The organism is Kribbella albertanoniae, from assembly GCF_004348455.1.
In the GTDB taxonomy this organism is placed as follows: domain Bacteria; phylum Actinomycetota; class Actinomycetes; order Propionibacteriales; family Kribbellaceae; genus Kribbella; species Kribbella albertanoniae.
Window position 1 is genome coordinate 1 of sequence record NZ_SMKA01000165.1, and the last position, 20,795, is coordinate 20,795.

Here is a 20,795-nt window from a genome sequence, read left to right on the forward strand (position 1 = left end):
GGCGTAGACCATCCAGGCGGCTACGGCCAGGGCCAGGGTGGTGGGTTCGGCGCCGGCAGCTAGGCGGTCTTCTACTGTGCCCAGGAGGCGAACAGGGAGTTTGACGGAACCGTCCATGGCTACCTGAGTCGTCCGGTGCTTGAGGGCCGGGTTGGCGAAGCGCTCCAGGACGGTGGCGCCGTACGACGAGAGGTCGAGACCGTCAGGTGGGGTGAGGGTGGGGATGGCATCGTCGGTGATGAGGGTATGGGCGAGGGCGGCGAGCTCTTCGTCGCGGACTGCTTCGGCGATGGTCTCGTAGCCGCGGAGGGCGCCGAGGTAGGCGAGCATCGAGTGGGCGGCGTTGAGGATGCGGAGTTTCGCCTGCTCCCAGGGCGCCACGTCACTGGTCAGTACTGCACCGGCCTGCTCCCAGGCCGGACGTGCACCGGCGAAGTCGTCCTCGATGATCCATTGCAGGAACGGTTCCGCGACCACGACCGCTTCGTCCCGTACGCCGAGGAGTCGGGCGGCCTCGTCGCGATCGGCATCGGTGGTCGCGGGGACGATGCGGTCCACCATGCTCGCGGGGAAGCGGGATGCCTCGAACACCTCAGGCACTTTGCCGAGTGCCTCGAAGTACTCCGCGACCAACCGGCGCAAGAAGGGGCCGTTGGCCACCAAGTTGTCGCAGGAGACGATCGTCAGCGGCTCGTTGCGTCGAGCCAGCGCGGCGGCCAGTTGACCGACGACGGTCCGCGGCGGCCGGCCGGTGAGGTCGGCCTGGATCTCTGGGTCGTCCAGATCGAGCGCGCCGTTCTTGGCGCGGTAGCCCTTCTCGGTCACCGTCAGCGTGACGACCGAGACCGACGGGTCGGCGATCCGCGCGACGACCGCCTCCGGGTCCTCCGGCGCGGTGAGCACCTCACGGATGCTCCCGATCACCTGGATCGTCGGATCGCCGGCACCACGCTCGAGAACGGCGTACAGACCGTCCTGTGGGGCCAGTTGCTCGCGGACGGTGGCTGAGCGTTGACTGACGCCGCTGATGCCCCAGCGGGTGTCGCCGGTCAGCGCTGCCGCGCGCTCGGTGATCACGGCCTGGTGGGCGCGGTGGAAGGCACCGAGGCCGAGGTGTACGACGCCGACCGACAGGGATCGCGGATCGACGGCGGGAGCGACGGGCAGGTGGGCGAGACTCAACCTGTTCACGGGTGACCTCTTTCAGCCTTTGGGGGACGGTGCCGGGCCGGTGGAGTTGCGGACGATCAGCTCGCCGGTCAGTGCGTTGCTCCGGCGGAGCGGTGGCATGGCCTCCGGCATCGTGATCAGCCCGAGCAGTGTCTCGACGGCGATCTGACCGGCTCGTTGCTGCGGCATGCGGATCGTGCTGAGCGCCGGGATCGCCATCCGGGACATCTCGACGTCGTCGACCCCGAGCACGCTGAGGTCGTCCGGCACCGAAATCCCCCGCGCGTGCAGGCGGGACAGCAGACCGATCGCGATCAGGTCGTTGTACGCGACCACGGCAGTTGCCTCGGTGGCGACGGCCTGATCCGCTGCGGCGACACCGCCTTCGTAGGTGGGCGCGAAGCTTCCGACCTCGATCAGCTCGACGCCCCGGGCCGTGGCGGCGGCGCGCAGACCGGCCGTGCGGTGCTGGCTCGACCAGGATGCCTCCGGACCGCTGACCCAGGCGATCCGGCGATGCCCGAGCGCGGCCAGGTGCGCCATTGCCTGCCGCATCGCATCCTCGTCGTCGAAGATGATGCCGGTGAGGCCGCGGACGCCCCGGTTGATCAGCACGACGTTCGTCTCCGCGGCGATCGCGGAGAGGTCCTCGGCGCTCGATCGTGGTGAGCAGAGGATCAGGCCGTCGACCTGTTTGGCCAGTGCCCGGAACAGGCGCGCCTCGACCGCGGGCTCCTCGTCGGTGTCGGCGACGAAGACCGCGACGTCGTCCTGGCGGGCCCGGGCCTGGACGCCCTTGACCACACTCGCGAAGAACGGGTTGGCGACATCGGGGACGACGAGGCCGACGTTCCCCGTGCGGCCGGTGATGAGGCCGCGGGCGGCCCGGTTCGGCTCGTAGCTGAGCCGTTCGACGGCGACAGCCACCCGGGCGCGGGTGTCCACATTCACCATGTCCGGCAACGAGAGCGCGCGGGACACGGTGGACGGAGACACCCCGGCGAGCCGGGCCACATCACGAAGCGTCGCGGGCATCGCCACCTCCTCCAGCCGGGAATCGCCTCAGTCTGCAATCCGTTGCAACTCACTGTCAAATCACACCCTGAAAGCATCAATTTGCCTTGTCAGCCAAGGACTGCAATCCTTTGCGGTATCCGTCGCAGTCGATCATCGCAGTCGAGGAGGCCCTCATGCCCAAGGCCCTGCAGCCCCATCCCGATCGCGCCCTGCCGGCCGGTGAGTCCCGCGACCTGGCCCGCCGGATCCACGCGTCGACGAAGGATCTGCCTCTGCTGTGCCTGCACGGGCACGTCGACATCAGCTTGTTCGCCGCCGATGCACCGTTCGGCAACCCGGCCGAGCTGCTGGTGATCCCGGACCACTACGTCACCCGGATGCTCGTCTCCCAGGGCGTCTCGCCGGATCGGCTAGGTCTCCCCCGCCGTAACGGCTCGCACACCGCTGACCCGCGGGAGGTCTGGCGCGAGTTCTGCGCGCACTGGCATCTGTTCCGCGGGACACCGAGCCGGTACTGGCTGGAGCACGAGTTCGCCGAGGTGCTCGGGCTGTCCGTTCACCCGTCGTCCGAGACCGCCGACGAGCTGTACGACCAGATCTCCGCGCGGATCGCCGAGCCCGACTTCCGTCCGCGGGCGTTGCTCGACCGCTTCCGGATCGAGCTGCTGTCCACAACCGATGCCGCGACCGACGACCTCGCCCTGCACAAACAGGTCGAAGCGGAGCTGCCCGGACGGGTGATCCCGACCTTCCGGCCCGATGCCGTCGTCCACCTCGACCGGCCCGGCTGGGCCTACCTGGCCGAGCAGCTCGGCCGCCTCGCCGAGGTCGACACCTCGACGTACGGCGGCTATCTGGAGGCGATCCGGAAGCGGCGGCAGGTGTTCGTGCAGGCGGGGGCCCGGGCCACCGACCACGGGCATTTCAGCGCGGCGGCGACACCGCTGTCCGACGCGGAGGCCGAGCGGATCTACGCCGAGGCGCTCAAGGGCCAGGTGTCGGCCGAGGATGCGGCGGTGTTCGCCGGGCACATGCTGTTCCAGTCGGCGGTGATGTCGGCCGAGGACGGGCTGGTCATGCAACTGCACCCCGGCGTGCTGCGGGACCACGATCCGGCGATCCACGCGGCGTACGGGCCGGATCAAGGGCACGACATCCCGGTGACGACCGAGTTCACCCGCTCGCTGCGGCCGCTGCTCGAGCGGTTCGGGCATGCGGAGGGCTTCCGGATCGTGCTGTTCACTGTGGACGAGACGACGTACTCGCGGGAGCTCGCGCCGCTGGCCGGTGTCTATCCGGCGGTCCGGCTCGGAGCACCCTGGTGGTTCCTGGACAGTCCTGGTGGGATGCGGCGGTTCCGGGAGTTGGTGACCGAGACGGCCGGTTTCTACAACACCTCCGGCTTCGTCGACGACACCCGTGCGTACCTGTCGATTCCGGCACGACACGACCTCGCCAGACGGATCGACGCGGGCTATCTGGCCGACCTCGTCGTGCAGCACCGGCTGGATGAGGAGGACGCGTTCGAGGTCGCGCAGGACCTGGCCTACAACCTCGCCAAGGACACGTACCTGGGCTAGGGGTAGTCTCCAGCGAATCTTGCGGTGTTGGATCTGTGGCAAGGGTGAGCTGGAAGGAACGTTGGATGAGGCGTCGGGTCATCGTGGGCGGCGTCCCTCTTCGATCGGCAGCGGTATTGGCCGGGTTCGCGTTGCTGCTCAGTGGATGCACGAGCAGCAACGACGGCCCGGGGAACGCCGGCACGGTGACGACCACTGTGACCGTGCCGACGGCACCACCGGCAGCGGCGGCCGCCGTACTCGGGCCGACCGGGCCTAGTACCGCGAAGGCGTGCAGCGGTGTGGACATTCCGGTCGGCGCGGACCCACAGCAGGTGATCGGCGAGCACCCGGCCGGGACGACGTACTGCTTCGCGAAGGGGCTGCACCGGATCAGCAAGCCGATCGAACCGCGTGAGGGCGACCGATTCGGTGGTGGGCCGGACGTCGTACTGACAGGCTCGAAGCAGCTGACCGGGTGGACGCGGGACGGCAGTCGTTGGGTGGTGCGCGGGGTCCTACCGGCGGCGTACCCGCTCAAGGGGCAGTGCGAGGACAACCGGACCAACCCCTGCCAGCGCGGCGAGCAACTGTTCTTCGATGGCCAGCACCTCACCCGGGTGATGAGCGCAAAGGACCTGCAACCGGGGACCTTCTACGGCGACTACGACACCAACACCGTGTACGTCGCAGACGACCCGAGCGGCCGGGCTGTCGAGATGTCCCGGACGACCGCCGCGTTCGTGAGCAGCGCCGAGCGGGTCACCATCACCGGCCTGACGATCGAGCACTTCGCGTCACGTCCGCAGGGCGGGGCGTTGGAGGCCGGCCGCGGCTGGCGGATCACCGGGAACGAGGTGCGCTGGAATCATGCGGTCGGCGTGATGCTGATCGAGGCCGACGGCGCGCAGGTCAGCCGGAACACGATCGCCGACAACGGCCAGCTCGGCCTCGGGCAGTACAAGTCGGCCGACGCAAAGGTGACCGCGAATCTGGTCACCCGCAACAACACCGACGGGTTCTGGATCGCCGACTGGGAGTCCGGCGGGATCAAGTCCACCCGATCCTCCGGCGAGGTCTCCGGGAACGACATCATCGGCAATCGCGGGGTCGGGCTGTGGAGCGACATCGCCGAGTACGACCGCCGGATCAGCGCGAACCGGATCCGGGACAACGCGGCCGACGGGATCCGGTACGAGATCAGCTACGCCGGCGTGATCGAGAAGAATGTTGTCGAGGGCAACGGGTTCGGCACCGGCCGCGGTTCCGGCGGGAGCCTGTGGGACGGCGGCGGGATCAACGTGAACACCTCCGCCGGTGTCCAGGTCCGCGGCAACCTGGTGAAGGACAACCGCAACGGCATCTCGATCCAGTCCCGCACCCGCGGCGAGGGCCCGCGCGGGCGCTACGTGCTCAGCGACGTGATCGTGGAAGGCAACCTGATCGTCCTGAAGGACGACGGGTCCAGCACCGGCGTGGTCGAGAACAAGGGCTCCCCCACCACATCCGGCGCCATCACGTTCCGCCGCAACAACTACCGGATCCCCGGCAGCACCCGCTTCGCCTACCGCGGCAAGTCCCTGACCTGGCCACAGTGGCAAGAAGCCGGCTTCGACCAGGACTCGGTCACCGGCTGACCGCCGTCACCGTCCCGACAACAACGGGCGGTCTGGATCGATGTCGGATCCGGTCCGCGTCGCAGATCGCAGCAGCCACCAACAGATGCACAGTCATCGACGACAGGTCCGACAAACCGCTCTCGTTCAACGACGCCGCACTGACATACCCCATCAGCAACGCACCACAAGCTCGGATGTACGGCGTCGGCGCGCGCAGCACGGCAATCCAGGCCAGCAGCACCGCCAGCGCAACGATGCTCACCGCCAGCAGCCCGGTCTCCCAGTACAGGCCCAGCCAGCTGTTGTCGATGGCCATCACGTCGATATCGCCTTCACCACGCCGCAGCAGCACGCGTTTGTTGCCGAGCCCATGGCCGATGATCGCCGTCTGGATCGAGACCTTCTCGTCAAGCACGGCCTGCCAGCTCGTCGTACGCCCACTCAGTGAGCTGATCTGGCGGCTACCCTGGCCACGCAGCAGCCAGGTGTGCAGAGACCCGATCGTCAAGAACGCCAAAGCGAGCAAAGCCGGTACGCCGAGGGTCGCGAGCCGGCCGAACCACGTTTTCCGCGTGAGCAGCAGCGCAAGCACCAGACCGAAGGCGATCGCGGCAGCGGACGTCCGAGTGCGGCTGGCCGCAATCAGGATGACGCCGAGTCCGATCAAAGCTGCGGACGGCAAGAGCGACAGCTTCTTGCAGATGAAGCCGATCAGCGCCAGCCCGAGCATGATGGCGCCGACCTCGCCGACCCGCGGCGGCAGCATCGGGATGATGACGCCCTGCAGGCGATAGCCGGTACCGAAGGCGCTCAACGGTCGCCACGCCTGGCTCGGCGCATAGGCCAGGCTCGCGACCACGGTGGTGGCCAACAAGATGTGCGCCCAGAGATGAGCGCGGACCAGCCGCTCCGGCACCTGCACCAGCGGACGCCACAGCAGGAACACCAGCACGAGACCGATCAGGAACCGAGCCAGCCGAGTCAGCGGACCGAGCGGCTCAGCCAGCAGGAACGCTGTCGCGGTCGCGAACAGCACGTACAGGACGTAGAGGCTGCCGGTCGGGTTGACGCGCGTCCGGAAGCCGGGCTTGGTGGCGGCCAGAGCGATCAGGAAGATCGCGCCGAGCAGCAGGCCCTTCATCACGCTGTTGGTGGAGCCGGTCGTCCCCTGCGGTGCAGCCACCCGCGACGACCAAGGCTGCACACCGAGTACGAACAGGCACCACAGCATCAACCAGAACCAGGCCGGCTTCTCCAGTGGCGTCTCGACCGTCCCCGGGACCGCCTGCGCCAGCCGGTCGCGCCGCGGCCCCCAGCCACGTCCGACCCGGTACTCCGCTCCCCTCCGGAACAGCTCTGCGCCTCGTTGCATGGCGCGGTCAGCGGATGTGGGGGGTGGGAGATTCGGTCGGCGTGTAGTTGAGCGGGATGCCGAGCGTCTCGTCGTGGTCGGAAGCGCCGATCAGCACGACACCGAGCACTGGGGCGCCGGCGTAGTGCAGAGCCGCGGTGAGGCGGGCGACGTCCATCTCCTTGTCGTGGCCGACCTGCACCACGAGGACGGAGGCCTCGACGGCGGCGGCGAGCGGCGAGATGCCGTGCCGACCGACAGCCGCAGGGCCGTGGATGACGACCGAGTAGCCCGGCGGGAGGTCGGCGATGATGCCCGGAACCAGCGACGGGCCGACCGCGGACGCGGTCTCCTCGTGGTTCAGGCCGGGCGGCAGAACGTACAAGTCGGCGACCGTGCCGGGGCGGAAGAGCTTGCGGGCCCGGATCGCGCGGGTCGCGGCCGGCTCGACGACGAGGTCGGTCAGGCCCTCATGACCGGTCACGTGCGGAAGAACCGGCGTACCTTCGACGTCGGCAAGGACCAGCAGCGTCTCCCGGCCGTCGCGGGCGTTCGCCTCGGCCATCGCCAGCGCGATACCAGCCGCATTCGGGCTCATGGACGCGGAGACAACAAGCAGCGCACCAGCGCCGCCACCGGCGAAGCCGCGCGGATTCATCTCACGCCGGGCCAGCGCACCACTGGCCTCGGCGCCCAGCGCAGTGATCTCGTACTGCGGGAGCTCCGGAGCGGACCGGTGCCAGAAGCGCCGCCGGTTCCCCTCGGAGGCCGCGATCACCGGCGAGCTCGAGGCGCGGGCCGCCTGGTCGCGGGTCAGGATGTACGGCGTCAGGTGCGACCGCAGCAAGGCCAGACCGAACCCGAGCACCAGCCCGAGGATGCCGCCGACCAGGATGTCCCGCGCCACCATCGGGGACGAGGACGCGGTGTCGGTCGTGGCCGGGGTCACCAGCTCACTCCCAGCGCCAACGCCGGTCAGAGCCTTCCGCATGGCCGCCGCATCGTCAGCCGCCTGCCGGGCCTCGGTCGCCAGCCCGACCCGCTGGTCACGCAACTGGCTCGCCGTCTGGGTATCGCCGCGCTGAACAGCCTCGTCGATCTGGCTGACCAGCGACCGCGACTGCGCGGTCGCCGTCTTCGCGCGGTCCTGCGCCTGGCTGGCCAGTGTGGTCAGCAACGCCTTCGCCGCGTCGTTGCGCTGTTTCAAGTACGTCGTCGCGATCGCGTTCGCGCGCTGGACCGCCTGAGCCGCGGTCGGCCCGTCGGTGGTCACCAGGTACGCGTTGTCGGTGACCGCCTTCACCCGGGTCACGGCGGTGAGGTCCTGGATGGTCTCGTCGGAGGTCGGCAGCCCCAGCGACGTGGCGACCGCGCGCAGCAACCGCGGGCTGGCCATCACCCGCGCCTGGGTCTCGGCCGGCAGATCCATACCGAGCGGACCGGTCTTGTCGGTGCTGCTCGGCAGCTTCCCGACCAGAGCCGGCGGGACCGCGGGGCCGATGACGAGCTGGCTGGACGCCGTCCAGCGCTGGGTCTGGGACAGCGCGAAGACCGATGCCCCGATCAGACCGAGCACGATGCAGGCCATGATCAGCCACTTCTGCCGTAGCAGTGACTGAGCGGTTTCCCGCCAGACCACAGTGCCCGGTTCCATCCCTACCTCATTCCGTCGACCAGCGCCTCAGGATAGCCACGACGGCAAGGCGTGGCGAGTCGGTCTCGCTCTGTGCCCCAGCGCCCCGCGTCGGAAGTTGTTTGAGTGATTGCGGTGTTCAGGTGCGTGCATCGTGGTGGCGGAGGGGCAGCCTCGATGTTTTTCCATCGTGGCTGTTCCTCCGACGCCGCGAGGTGCGTGCCTGGGCGCCGCAAGCGCCAAAGAACTTTCGACGCGGGGCGCTACTCTCTTCCCAAGGTCGCGCGGGGGCGTGAGGGACCGTTCATGTCCGAGGGGGACATCGCCGTATGAAGAGATGGTTCGTTGCGCCCATTGCCATCGCCGCAGCATTGGTCGCCGGGTCGCTGGTCTACGCGCCCTCGGCACAGAGCATCGAGGCCTCGCTGTCGGCCACGGACAGCCCGGTCTGGCAGACCAACGCCAGTGTGCAGGGTCTGACCGTCGCAGCCGGCAAGGCGTACGCCGGAGGCCGGTTCACCAGCGTCCGACCGCCAGGCGCGGCCGCTGGGACCAGTGAGGTCGCGCAGGCCTATCTGGCCGCTTTCGACCAGGGCACCGGCGCGCTGGTCAGCTCGTTCGCACCTGTCCTCAACGACCAGGTGTACGCCGTGGCTGCGTCCGCCGACGGTTCCCGGATCTTCGTCGGCGGCGACTTCACCACGGTCGACGGCGTCACCCGGAACCGGATCGCCGCCTTGGACACCGCCACCGGCGCGCTCGTCGCGAGCTGGAAGCCGAGCGTCTCCTACCGGGTCAAGACGATCGCCGTCTCCGGCAACACCGTGTACTTCGGTGGTTCGTTCGGCCTCGTGAACGGCCAGGACCGGCCCCGGCTCGCCGCGGTGACCGCGGACACCGGCACGCTGCTGCCGTTCGCACCAGCCGTCAACGGCGACGTGTACGCAGTGGACGCCGCCGACGACGGCTCCAAGGTGTACGCCGGGGGCCAGTTCAGCCAGGTCAACGGCACCAGCCAGAACACCGTGGCCAGCCTCGACCCGGCGACCGGCGCGGTACTCCCCTTCCCCGGAGCGTCCGCCGTACCGCCTCCTAACGGCTCCTGCACGACCCGCGTGAAGTCGATCGATGCCAGCGGTGACACCGTCTACTTCGGGAACGGTGGTGACGGCGGTGGCTGTTTCGACGGCACCTGGGCCGCGGACATCGCGACCAATGAGCTGAAGTGGAAGAACCAGTGCCTCGGCGCGACCGAGACGGTCAAGGTCGTGAACGGCTGGCTCTACAAGGGCTCGCACGCCCACGACTGTGCGAACCAGGGCGCCGGCGGCTTCCCGCAGGGCTTCGGCTACCGCTTCCTGCTCAGCCAGAAGCTGTCCGACGGCGCACTCGGCCCGTGGTTCCCGAACACCAACGCGGGCGCGCCCACCGAGGTCGGACCGCTGGCGTTCGCGACCGGCGGCAGCGACCTGTGGGTCGGCGGCGACTTCACCACCTCGAACGGCGTCGCTCAGCAGGGCCTCACTCGCTTCACCAACGCGAGTCCGGGGGCCGCACCGGCGAAGCCAGCCAAGCTGACGCCGTACAGCGTCGAGCCGGGCACTGTACAGATCCACTTCCCGACTGTGGTCGACAACGACGACAGCACCCTGACCTACCGCCTGCTCAAGGGCTTCAGCAACACCACCATTGCGACCTGGACTGCCAAGTCGACGCCGTGGGACCGCCCCTGGCTGCACTACACCGACACCGCCGTGACCCCGGGCGAGTCCACCAACTACCGGGTCGAGGTCACCGACGGTACGACGACGCTGCGCGGCAACTACTCCGACCCGGTGACAGTGGCGAGCGCGAAGTCGACGGCGTACGACCAGATCATCAGTTCTGACGGCCCGCAGGCGTACTGGCGCCTCGGCGAGCCCTCCGGTACGACGACCTCGGTCGACTCGTCCAGTCAGAGCAACAACGGCACGTTCACCGGCATGGCGCTCGGCGCGAGCGGTGCGATCGCCGGGAACACCGCTGCGTCCACCAGCTCGAGCAGCGGCCGGATGGTCGGTGAGAAGGCCTACAGCATGCCGCAGCAGTTCACTGTCGAGGCCTGGGTCAAGCAGAGCTCGACGCGCGGCGGCCGCATCATCGGCTTCGGTAGTTCCAAGACCGGCAACAGCGTCGGTGGCGGCGACCGGATGCTCTACATGCGCTCGAACGGCGCGATCCTGTTCGGCGTCAACGACGGCGCTCAGCGGACCGTGACCAGCCCGTCGGGCAAGAACGACAACCAGTGGCACCACGTGGCCGGCACCTTCGACAACGGCCTGCTGAAGCTGTACGTCGACGGGATGCTGGTCGGCAGCACCAGCACCGGTACGGCGGCGCTGTACTACGGCTGGTGGCGCATCGGCTACGACAACACGAGCGCGTGGACGGGCGGCGGGGCCACCCAGACCGGTCTCGGCATCGACGAAGCGGCCGTCTACCCCTATGCCCTCAGTCCGGCGCAGGTGCAGGGCCACTACGCTGCTCGATGAGCATTCTGTCGGGGAGTTGTAGCACAAAGTCATAACGCGGAGGGGGGTCGGTTTCCCGCCGGCCTCCCGCAACGCTAGTGTCCGCAACTGGTGCGTAGTGCGGCACGTGCCGTCGACTGATCCCCCGCCCAGTCATAAGGAACTTGATGAAGAAGCTAGTTCTGGCCCTCGTCACCGCGGCGGCCGTTGTCGCGGCGGCGCTGATTCCGTCCGGCCCGCCGGTCGAGGCTGCGTCGAAGGGCTTCGGCTCAGCGGTCTCCGCGGTGCGGCAGACGGCCTGGCAGACGAACGCCAGCGTGAACGCGCTCGCGATCGCCGGCAACACGGTGTTCGCCGGTGGCATCTTCACCAGGATCCGCCCGCCGGGCGCGGCCAAGGGACAGCGGGAGTCGGTCCGCACGTACGTCGCGGCCTTCAACAAGACCACCGGCGCCCCGACCACCTTCGCCCCGAAGCTGAACGGCGCGGTCTACAGCATCGCGACCAGCCCGGACGGCAAGTGGGTGGTGCTCGGCGGCGACTTCACCACGGTCAACGGCGTCAAGCGCAGCAAGGTCGCCCTCTTCAACGCCGCAACCGGCGCGCTCGCCGCAAGCTGGGATCCGGTCGTCGCGGCGCGGGTGAAGACCCTGGCCATCTACGGCAACAGCGTCTTCATCGGTGGCGCGTTCACCAAGATCGACGGCCAGGTCCGCAACCGCGTCGGTGCCGTCACCCTCAGCACGGGTGCACTGCTGAAGTGGAACCCGAACGCCGACGACGACGTCTACGCGATCGCCACCTCCGACAACGGCACCCGGGTGTTCGTCGGCGGGCCGTTCACCAAGATCAACAGCCGCGATCACTACTCGGTGGCGATGGTGAACAGTACGACGGGGGCCGCGCTCGCGTTCCCCGCCGCGGACGGGATTCCGGAGCCGACCTGGGAGTGCACGACCCGGGTCAAGGCCATCGACACCCTCGGCAACCGCGTCTTCATCGGCAACGGTGGTGACGGCCCCGGCTGCTACGACGGGATCATCGCCGCCGACGCCACCACCGGCAAGATGCTCTGGCAGAGCCACTGCCTGGGCGCCAACGAGGCGCTCAAGGCGATCGACGGCTGGCTCTACAAGGGTTCGCACGCGCACGACTGCAGCCGGGACGGCTCGTTCGGCGACGGCACCGGCACGCACTACCTACTGACCCAGAGTGTTGCCAACGGCAAGATCGGCCCCTGGTTCCCGAACACCGACGCCGACCAGAACAGCACCACGAAGGTCGGCCCGCTGGCGTTCGCCGGTGACAGCACCGGCCTGTGGGCCGGCGGCGACTTCCTGCACGTCGCGGGTAAGGGCCAGCAGGGACTCACCCGCTTCAGCAGTGCGCCGGGTGGCGCGTTTCCCGCCGTACCGAAGGCTCCCGCGCTGACCGCCGGCAAGGCCAAGGTCACCGTCAAGTTCACCGATGTCTACGACCTCGACAACATCACGCTGACGTACAACGTCTTCCGCGGTAACACCCGGATCGGGTCCTACAAGTACAACTCGTACTACTGGGACAAGCGGAAGTCCTACACGGTGACCGACACCGGGGTGAAGTCCGGCCAGACGGTCGGCTACCGGATCGTGGTCACCGACGACCGAAATACCGTCAAAAGCTCGACAGCGACCGTTAAGGTCCAGTAGAACCATGGGGTTGCCGGACAGGCAGCCCCATTCGCACTCGCCCACCGGCCGCCTGCCGGTCCCCCAATACCCCGCAGTACCCGCCCAGCTTCACCCATAGGCCACACGGGGGTGGCCGATCTACATTTGAACCCGAGGGGGGTTCATAAAAGTGAGGAAACTTATCGCTGCGCTCAGCGCGGCAGGTCTCGGCGTTGCCGGGCTCCTGATCGCCCTGCAGCCGGCTCAAACCGCAGTGACCACCGGTGGCCCGCTCACCGCGCTCCCGGCGAGTGCCTGGCAGACCGACGCGAGTGTGCTCGGTCTGGCGGTCGCCAAGAACAAGGCGTTCGTCGGTGGCCGCTTCCTGAACGTGCGTCCGCCGGGCGCCGCCCCGGGCGCCAGCCAGACCAGCCGGACGTACCTGGCCGCGTTCAACCAGACCACCGGTGCGCTCGACACCTCGTTCAACCACGTGCTGAACGGCGTCGTCTGGTCGATCGTCGCGTCGGCGGACGGCTCGAAGATCTACATCGGCGGTGACTTCACCAAGGTCGACGGAGTCACCCGGAACCGGGTGGCCGCCTTCGACTCCACCACCGGCGCGCTGATCGCGAACATCAAGCCCAGCGTCTCGTACCGGGTCAAGACGCTCGCCATCGGCGGCAACAGCCTGTACTTCGGTGGTTCGTTCGGTCTCGTCAACGGCGTCGCCCGCAACCGCGCGGCGGCGATCAGCACGGTTGACGGCACCCTGCTGCCCTGGAACCCGAACGCCGACGCCGACGTGTACGCGATCGACGCGGCCGACGACAACTCCAAGGTCTACCTGGGTGGCACCTTCACCAAGATCGGCACCACCAGCCGGTGGGCCGTGGCGAGTGTGAACAACTCGACCGGTGCGATCCTGCCGTTCTCCGCGGCCTCCGCCGTACCGAGCCCGACCACGACCTGCAAGAGCCGGGTCAAGGACATCGAGACGGTCGGCACCAAGGTCTACTTCGCCAACGCCGGTGACGGCGGCGGCTGTTTCGACGGCACCTGGGCGGCCGACGTTGCCACCGGCAACCTGGTCTGGAAGAACACCTGCCTGGGCGCCACCGAGGCGATCACGATGGTGAACGGCTGGCTCTTCAAGGGCTCGCACGCCCACGACTGCAGCGCGGCCACGGCCGGTCCGGCGTTCCCGGAGGGCACCGGCAACCACTACCTGCTGCTGCAGAACCCGGCCGACGGCAAGATCGGGCCCTGGTTCCCGAACACCAACGCCGCGGCCCCGACGCAGGTCGGCCCGCTGGTCTCGGCGACCGGTGGCCAGGACCTGTGGGTCGGCGGTGACTTCACCAAGGTGAACGGCGCCGGTCAGCAGGGCCTGACCCGCTTCACGAACCTCGGGAACGGCGCTGTCCCGCTCGGCCCCGTCCTGCCGACGCTGTCCAACACCGTCACCAAGCAGGTCAAGGCCACCGTCCAGACGTCACTGGACAACGACGACATCACGCTCACCTACCGCCTCCTGCGCGGCTCGACGAACGTGGTCGTCGCCACCACCACCGCGAACTCAACCTTCTGGAGCCGGCCCAGCATCACGCTGACCGACCCCAACGCACCGCTCGGTTCGCAGATGTACCGCATCGAGGTCACCGACGGAAAGAACACCGTCCGCGGCGGCTACAGCACCATCACCGTCAAGTAGCTCCACCGATTCGAGCCCCCGGCCCTACCAGGCCGGGGGCTCAGTCGTTGCGGTCCATTGGGAGCGACCGGCGTCATACCGGAGTCGTACGTCGTACCGGCAAGTGAGTTCCATTGGCCGATGCTGCGACCGGTTGCTCTTCGGGATGCTGTTCCTATGACACGTCGGACTCTGCAGCTGATCGGTACGGCCGTGGCAGGAGCGGCACTTGCGACTGCGCTGTTGATTGGGCTGCATCGGCCCGGGGCGCGGTTGTGGACGACTGCTGCGTCGTTCACGCTTACTGTGGCTGCCCAGCTGCGCTGCGGCGACGTGCCGGTCACGCCCACCGAGTTCGCGGGCATGTTCGACCACAGGTAGTAGGTCAGGCGTTGGCTCGGCGGTGGGCGGCTATGGCTCGGTTGGCCTGGTGCCACCAGAGCAGGAGCGTGCAGAAGGAGGCGCCGGCTAGGCCCCAGGCTGCACCGCTGGCGCCGTCCAGGAAGGCGCCTCCGACGCCGCAGACAATCAGTGCGACGGATGAGACGAGGCGGACGCCCAGTCCGCGGTTGGCGGCTGCCAGGGCGCGGAGGATTGCGAAGGCTCCTGCATTCGAGGCGCCGAAGGCTTGGAGCAGGATTACTGGGATCAGTACGGCGTGTGCTTGCGCCCAGACGCCTGGTCCCAGCAGCTCGCGGCCGACGACCGGTGGGAGCAGCAGGAACACGGCTCCCCAGGCGAGTGCTCCGGCGCCTACGCCCAGTGAGATGGCCAGGCCGACCAGCCAGAGCCTGCGGTAGGAGTGGCGCAGCGCGCGGCCTGCTTCGGGGACCGAGATCATCCGGATGCCCTGGTTGAGCACGTTCACCGGACCGAGCAGGACCTGGGCACCGCGGATGCCGGCGGTGGCGGCCAAGCCGGCTGCTGCGGTGATTCCGAGCATGTAGACCTGGATGGTGCCGGAGATCGCCAGCATCTCGCCGACGTACTTCGGGGTCAGGTCCCAGTTCCGCCGTACCCACTCCCTGATCAGTTGCCGTCGCGGCGCCAGCCCGGTCTGGAAGCGACCGGCGACCGCAGCGATCACCGCGCCCAGGCCCCAGGCGAAGGTGATCGAGAACGCGGACGCGGTGTCGGTCAGGTACAGCCCGCCGAAGATCGCGAGCATGCTCAGCAGCCAGATCAGGTCGTTCAGGAACGCCTTGTAGCCGTCCCCCACCACGAAGAACGCCCAGCGCCACGCGTCCTGCAGCAGCAGCCCCGGCATGGTGATGGCGAACGCGATCAGTACCCCGCGCGACGGCACACCGGGGAACAGTGCGATCGCGAGCGCCACCAGTAGCCCGAGAAAGCCGATCAGCAGCGCGGTCGCCGTACTGGCTCGCACTGCACGCTCCCAGGCTGGCGTGCGGCCGTCAGTGGAGTGCCGGACGGCCAGTGGCTCGGTGGAGACCGCGCGGGAGACGTTGAGGGCGATCGTGTAGCCGCCGAAGGCCAGCGCGTACACACCGAAGTCAGCGACTGAGCTGGAGCGTGCCACCAGCACACCGACGGCCAGGTTGCTCAGACTGGACAGGGCCTGGTCGGCCAAGCCCCAGCCCGCGCGACCGGCCGGTCCGGCCAGTCGACGTAACTTCGGCCGCCGGAACCTCACCCTGGCACGTTACACAGCACGTGGCGGGCGGCGCAGCACGCCGAACCCGAAACGCGGAATCCCGATCAGATAGCGCTTCCACAGCCGCCGGGGCTCCTTGTAGAGCCGGTAGCTCCACTCCAGCCCGGCACGCTGCATCCACAGCGGCGCACGGTCCAGCCGCCCGGTGTGGAAGTCGAACGCCGCACCGACCCCGATCAGGATCGCCGCGTTCAGCCGCTCGCGGTGCTCGGCCATCCAGCGCTCCTGCTTCGGAGCCCCGAGGCCGACCCAGATGATGTCCGGCCGCGCCGCGTTCATCCGGTCCACGGTCTCAGCGTCCTCAGCCTCGGTCAGCGCCCGGTACGGCGGGCACTCGACGCCCTGCACCTTCAACGCGGGGTGCTGGTCCTGGAACCGCATCCGCAGCTCGTCGGCCACGCCCTCGGCACCGCCATAGAAGTACTGCGTCCAGCCGCGCTCGGCGGCCTCGGCCATCACCCGCTCGAGCAGGTCCGGCCCGGCTACCCGGCCCATCTGCTCGAAGCCTGCCTTCTTGCCGGCCCAGACCAGCGGCATGCCGTCCGGTACGACGAGGCCGGCGGAGTTGTACACCTCGGTCAGCCGCTCGTCCGCCCGCGCGTGCAGCAGCGCGTTCATGTCGGTGACGCACACCAACTGCCGCTCACCGTTGTCGATCCACCGCTCGAACGTCGCCACGGTGTGATCGAGATTCGTCACGCTGACCTGGATGCCGAGTACGTCGACCCGGTCCGCTGCAGTGGCAGGGGCCTCGAGATCGGTCATCGGTTGTCCTCCGGGGTCAGCAGGGCCAGGTCCGCGTCGACCATGATGCGGACCAGTTCAGGCACGTGGGTCTGGGCCTTCCAGCCCAGCTCGGTGTTCGCCTTCGACGCGTCGCCGATCAGCGAGTCGACCTCGGTCGGACGCTCGTACCGGGAGTCGTGATCGACGTACTGCTCCCAGTCCAGCCCGACGTGGTCGAACGCCGAGGACACGAAGTCTCGCACCGAGTACGACGTACCGGTCGCGATCACGTAGTCGGCCGGAGTGTCGTGCTGCAGCATCCGCCACATCCCCTCGACGTACTCCGGCGCATACCCCCAGTCCCGGCACGCATCCAGATTTCCCAGATACAGCCGCTCCTGCTTACCCAGCTTGATCGCGGCCACCGCCCGGGTGATCTTCCGCGTCACGAACGTCTCACCGCGCCGCGGCGACTCGTGGTTGAACAGGATCCCGTTCACCGCGAACATGTCGTACGCCTCGCGGTAGTTCCGGGTCATCCAGTACCCGTACAGCTTCGCCGCCCCGTACGGCGACCGCGGGTAGAACGGAGTCGACTCGTTCTGCGGGGGTGGCGTCGCACCGAACATCTCCGACGACGACGCCTGATAGAACCGGCAATCCAGCCCGATCATCCGGATCGCCTCGAGCAACCGCGTCGTACCCATCCCGGTCGTGTCGCCGGTGTACTCCGGCTCGTCGAACGACACCCGCACATGCGACTGTGCGGCCAGGTGGTAGACCTCGGCCGGCTGGATCGACGCCAGCAACGTCACCAGCCGCGAACCGTCGGTCAGATCCCCGTAGTGCAGGAACAAGCGCTTCCCGGTCTGATGCGGATCCTCATACAGGTGGTCGATTCGCTTGGTGTTGAACGTCGACGCGCGCCGGATCAGCCCGTGCACCTCGTAGCCCTTGGCAAGCAACAGCTCCGCCAGGTACGACCCGTCCTGCCCGGTGATCCCGGTGACGAAAGCCTTCTTCATACTGCGTGCTCCAGGTACCAGGCGTAGGTGGCGGCCACTCCGTCGGAGAGGTCGATGGTCGGCTTCCACCCCAACGCCTGCAACCGGCTCACATCGAGCAGCTTGCGCGGCGTCCCGTCCGGTTTGGACAGATCGTTGCTCACAGCCCCTTCATACCCGACGACGCGGGCGACCAACGTGGCCAGCTCCTGGATCGTCACGTCCTCGCCGACACCGACGTTGATCGGCTCCGGCTCGTCGTACGTCTCCAGCAGGTGCAGGCACGCGTCGGCCAGGTCGTCCACGTGCAGGAACTCGCGCCGCGGCGTACCGCTCCCCCACAGCACCACCTCCGGCGCACCGCTCACCTTGGCGTCGTGGAACCGGCGGATCAACGCCGGCAACACATGCGACGACGTCAGATCGAAGTTGTCGTTCGGCCCGTAAAGGTTCGTCGGCATCGCCGAGATCCACGGCAGACCGTACTGCCGCCGTACCGCCTGGACCTGCATGATCCCGGCGATCTTCGCGATCGCGTAGGCGTCGTTGGTCGGCTCCAGCTCACCGGTCAGCAGACTCGACTCGCGGATCGGCTGCTCGGCGTACTTCGGATAGATGCACGACGACCCGAGGAACAGCAACCGCGGTGTCCGTACGGCGAGGGCCGCGTCCATCAGGTTGACCTGGATCCGTAGGTTGTCGCTCAGGAATTCGGTCGGGTGATCACGGTTGGCCAGAATCCCGCCGACCCGGGCGGCGGCGTCGATCACCACCACCGGCCGGTGCTCGGCCAGGAACGCGAACGTCGCATCGCGATCCCGCAGGTCCAGCTCGGCCGACGATGCACCGATCAGCCGGGTGTGCCCGGCCGCCTCCAGCCGCCGCCAGATGGCGGAGCCGACGAGGCCGCGATGGCCCGCCACGTAGACGGTCGCGTCAAGGTCCATGTCAGTACGCTCCCGCGCCGTAGATCACCGCACGCACGGTCTTCCAGAGAATCAGTAGATCAAGCGTCATCGACCAGTTGTCGACGTACCGGAGGTCGAGCCGGACCGACTCGTCCCAGGACAGGTCGCTGCGGCCGCTGACCTGCCACAGGCCGGTGATGCCGGGCTTGACCAGCATCCGGCGGGAGTCGTCGGCGGCGTACAGCGCGACCTCCTCGGACAGCGGCGGGCGCGGGCCGACCAGCGACATCTCACCACGGAGGACGTTGAACAGCTGCGGCAGCTCGTCCAGCGAGAAGCGCCGGATCCAGCGGCCGAGCGGGGTCATCCGCGGGTCGTCGCGCATCTTGAAGATCACGCCGTTGCCGTCGCTCAAGGCGAAGAGATCACCGAGCCGCTGCTCGGCGTCGGCATACATGCTGCGGAACTTGAGCATGGTGAACTCGGAACCCGCGCGGCCGACGCGCTGCTGGCGGAACAGCACCGGCCCCGGGCTGGACAGCCGGACCGCCAATGCCAGACCGATCAGCACCGGCGACAGCAGGATGATCATGCCGAGCGCGACGACCCGGTCGAAGACAGCCTTCATCAGGTGCGGTCCACCGCTGACCGAGGGCCGCTCGAGGTGCAGGAGCGACAGGCCGGCGACCGGGCGAACCGAGATCCGCGGACCGGCCACCTCGATGATGCCCGGCGAGACGATCAGCTCGATCCCGCGCTGCTCCAGCGCCCACGACAACCGGCGCAGCGAGTGACCGACCAGCTCGGGATCGGTGGAGATGGCGACGACCTCGACCGCGTGCCGGTCGGCAGCGGCCAGGATGTCCGCCTCGTCCAGCTCGTCGGCGTGCAGCGGACCGTCGGTCACCTCCTCGGCGCGCGGACGGCAGGTGGCGACCACCCGGAACCCGTCGGTCGGCCGACTCTCGAGATGCTCACACAAGGTTGCGGCCGGGACGCTGTGCCCGACCACGAGAACCCGATGCATACAACGACCTCGAACCCGGTGCCGGTGCAGGTCCTTGCGCAGTGCATACCGCAGGCAGAGCGCAGCCGCACACATCACCGGGATCGCCAGTACGACGAAGCCGCGAGCGATCTCGGTCTTCGTCACGTACGACGCCATCGCCACGGCCGCGGTCAGCCCGACCCCCGACCGCAGCAGCGACCGGAACTCGTCCGGCCCGGTGCCGAAGTACCGGGGGTCGTAGCCCTTGGACAGCGCGACCGCGGCCACCCAGGCCAGCGGCAGCAGGCTGCTCACGATCAGATAGCCACCGCCGACACCCGAACCGAACCGGGCCAGCAGCGCCACGAACACACCCAGCATCGCGGCCAGCAGGTCACCGCCGACGGCGGCCCAGCGGTACACCCCGAGCCAGCGGGGTTCGGTCGAGCGCGACGACCGGGGAACGATGGCCGGAACCTCATGCGGAACCACCCAGAGCGGACGGCGGCCGTCGACCGCGTCCGGCGCCTCAGCTCCGCTCACTCCGCTTCCTCGTGTCTGCGCGTCATACCTGTCAAACGGTGATCACCGCACTAAGTGACGGTGAAATCCTGGTTTCCTGGCTCTCAAAATTCACCCGCATGTTGACGGCGAGTCACGGCAGGTTACTACGTGCTGCGGTGTACTGCGACCATCGACGCGGAACCGTTGCAGAGAACTTGCAGAGTGAGCCGGACGACAGTCAATGGACTCCGGAATTAGGTAACCCTAACCTAGTAGTCGCAACCTCTACCAAAGGAGTCCAGTGACCACGATCGACGACCTGATCGGTTTCGGCCTCGACGCGTACCGCGGCTACGCACCGGACCCCGAGGCGCCGGTGTGGCTGGCCGCCCGCCGCGATCGGGCCAACTGCGCCGTCCTCGCCGAGACCGTACCGACCGCCGAGCTCGCCCCCGAATCGCAGGCCGAGTTCGCGGCCACGCTGGCCGAGCGAGGTCTGGACGTCACCGAGTTCCAGCTCATCGCCGTACCCCCGAGGCAGTGGGCCCACCGCCTGGCCACCCGCTGCGCCAGCGAACTGGCCAACCGCAACCTGGTCCTACTCGGCGCAACCGCCTAGCCGCGCACCCTCGACGATGGATTCGGGGAGGATCCCCGGCCGTATCCGCGCCGACGTTCACCGGGGGCACAGCCCCTTTGCGGAAGATGGCTGCCGCTCTTTGGCAGGGCGGCTCCGCTGATGCCCGGCCGATACCGACAGCGACAGCTCGGGCGAGGGGCGGGGTGGGG

General features: G+C 68.4%; 16 protein-coding genes. 7 read left to right on the forward strand and 9 right to left on the reverse strand.

The window, feature by feature from the left end; all coding sequences use genetic code 11:
* Both E1261_RS28520 and E1261_RS28525 read right to left on the reverse strand, forming a co-directional pair.
* On the reverse strand, positions 1-1,191 hold a 1,191-nt coding region (locus E1261_RS28520), incomplete at its 3' end, for a mannitol dehydrogenase family protein (protein ID WP_132411868.1).
* A gap of 12 nt (positions 1,192-1,203) precedes the next feature.
* Positions 1,204-2,205: a LacI family DNA-binding transcriptional regulator gene (locus E1261_RS28525; protein WP_132411870.1), complete on the reverse strand. Its 1,002-nt coding sequence runs from the start codon at positions 2,203-2,205 to the stop codon at positions 1,204-1,206.
* A 155-nt stretch (positions 2,206-2,360) separates the two neighbouring features.
* Between E1261_RS28525 and uxaC the strand changes: the two genes are divergently transcribed.
* On the forward strand, positions 2,361-3,767 hold the full coding sequence (uxaC, locus tag E1261_RS28530) for a glucuronate isomerase (RefSeq protein WP_132411872.1): 1,407 nt from the start codon (positions 2,361-2,363) through the stop codon (positions 3,765-3,767).
* Between the two features lie 65 nt (positions 3,768-3,832).
* The gene (locus tag E1261_RS28535) at positions 3,833-5,383 is read left to right on the forward strand and encodes a right-handed parallel beta-helix repeat-containing protein (RefSeq protein ID WP_132411874.1); all 1,551 of its coding nucleotides are present in this window, start codon (positions 3,833-3,835) and stop codon (positions 5,381-5,383) included.
* Here E1261_RS28535 and E1261_RS28540 read toward each other — a convergent pair.
* Together E1261_RS28540 and E1261_RS28545 are read right to left on the reverse strand one after the other, a co-directional pair.
* Complete coding sequence (locus tag E1261_RS28540) at positions 5,373-6,737, reverse strand: O-antigen ligase family protein (RefSeq protein ID WP_238176486.1); 1,365 nt, start codon at positions 6,735-6,737, stop codon at positions 5,373-5,375. The two genes, E1261_RS28535 and E1261_RS28540, sit on opposite strands and share 11 nt — an antisense overlap.
* Positions 6,738-6,744: 7 nt before the next feature.
* Positions 6,745-8,370, reverse strand: coding sequence for a Wzz/FepE/Etk N-terminal domain-containing protein (locus tag E1261_RS28545; RefSeq protein ID WP_132411876.1), 1,626 nt, complete (start codon positions 8,368-8,370; stop codon positions 6,745-6,747).
* A gap of 308 nt (positions 8,371-8,678) precedes the next feature.
* Between E1261_RS28545 and E1261_RS28550 the strand changes: the two genes are divergently transcribed.
* The 4 genes from E1261_RS28550 to E1261_RS28565 all read left to right on the forward strand — a co-directional run bounded on the left by E1261_RS28550 (position 8,679) and on the right by E1261_RS28565 (position 14,582).
* Complete coding sequence (locus E1261_RS28550) at positions 8,679-10,880, forward strand: LamG-like jellyroll fold domain-containing protein (RefSeq protein WP_132411878.1); 2,202 nt, start codon at positions 8,679-8,681, stop codon at positions 10,878-10,880.
* A 146-nt stretch (positions 10,881-11,026) separates the two neighbouring features.
* Positions 11,027-12,547, forward strand: coding sequence for a WD40 repeat domain-containing protein (locus E1261_RS28555; RefSeq protein WP_132411880.1), 1,521 nt, complete (start codon positions 11,027-11,029; stop codon positions 12,545-12,547).
* Positions 12,548-12,698: 151 nt separating this feature from the next.
* Positions 12,699-14,222, forward strand: a complete 1,524-nt coding sequence (locus E1261_RS28560) for a fibronectin type III domain-containing protein (RefSeq protein ID WP_238176487.1) — start codon at positions 12,699-12,701, stop codon at positions 14,220-14,222.
* 156 nt (positions 14,223-14,378) lie between these two features.
* Positions 14,379-14,582: a hypothetical protein gene (locus E1261_RS28565; protein WP_132411891.1), complete on the forward strand. Its 204-nt coding sequence runs from the start codon at positions 14,379-14,381 to the stop codon at positions 14,580-14,582.
* Between the two features lie 4 nt (positions 14,583-14,586).
* On the opposite strand, the gene E1261_RS28570 is transcribed toward E1261_RS28565, so the two are convergent.
* Genes E1261_RS28570 through E1261_RS28590 form a run of 5 tightly spaced genes read right to left on the reverse strand, consistent with a single transcriptional unit; the run spans position 14,587 to position 20,045 of the window.
* Positions 14,587-15,855 carry an MATE family efflux transporter gene (locus E1261_RS28570; protein ID WP_132411893.1) on the reverse strand — a complete coding sequence of 423 codons (1,269 nt, stop codon included), beginning with the start codon at positions 15,853-15,855 and terminating at the stop codon, positions 14,587-14,589.
* A gap of 9 nt (positions 15,856-15,864) precedes the next feature.
* Positions 15,865-16,641, reverse strand: a complete 777-nt coding sequence (locus E1261_RS28575) for a WecB/TagA/CpsF family glycosyltransferase (RefSeq protein ID WP_132411895.1) — start codon at positions 16,639-16,641, stop codon at positions 15,865-15,867.
* Positions 16,638-17,627, reverse strand: coding sequence for a GDP-mannose 4,6-dehydratase (gene gmd, locus E1261_RS28580; protein WP_132411897.1), 990 nt, complete (start codon positions 17,625-17,627; stop codon positions 16,638-16,640). Before gmd ends, E1261_RS28575 begins: the two co-directional genes overlap by 4 nt.
* Complete coding sequence (locus tag E1261_RS28585) at positions 17,624-18,553, reverse strand: GDP-L-fucose synthase family protein (protein WP_132411899.1); 930 nt, start codon at positions 18,551-18,553, stop codon at positions 17,624-17,626. The genes gmd and E1261_RS28585 overlap by 4 nt, the downstream gene beginning before the upstream one ends.
* Position 18,554: 1 nt before the next feature.
* Positions 18,555-20,045 (reverse strand): sugar transferase, encoded by a 1,491-nt coding sequence (locus E1261_RS28590; RefSeq protein WP_132411901.1) that lies wholly within the window; start codon positions 20,043-20,045, stop codon positions 18,555-18,557.
* Positions 20,046-20,307: 262 nt separating this feature from the next.
* On the opposite strand from E1261_RS28590, the gene E1261_RS28595 reads away from it, so the two are divergent.
* A complete protein-coding gene (locus tag E1261_RS28595; RefSeq protein ID WP_132411903.1) occupies positions 20,308-20,625 on the forward strand; it encodes an IucA/IucC family protein in 318 nt (105 codons plus the stop codon).
* The last annotated feature ends 170 nt before the right edge of the window (positions 20,626-20,795 follow it).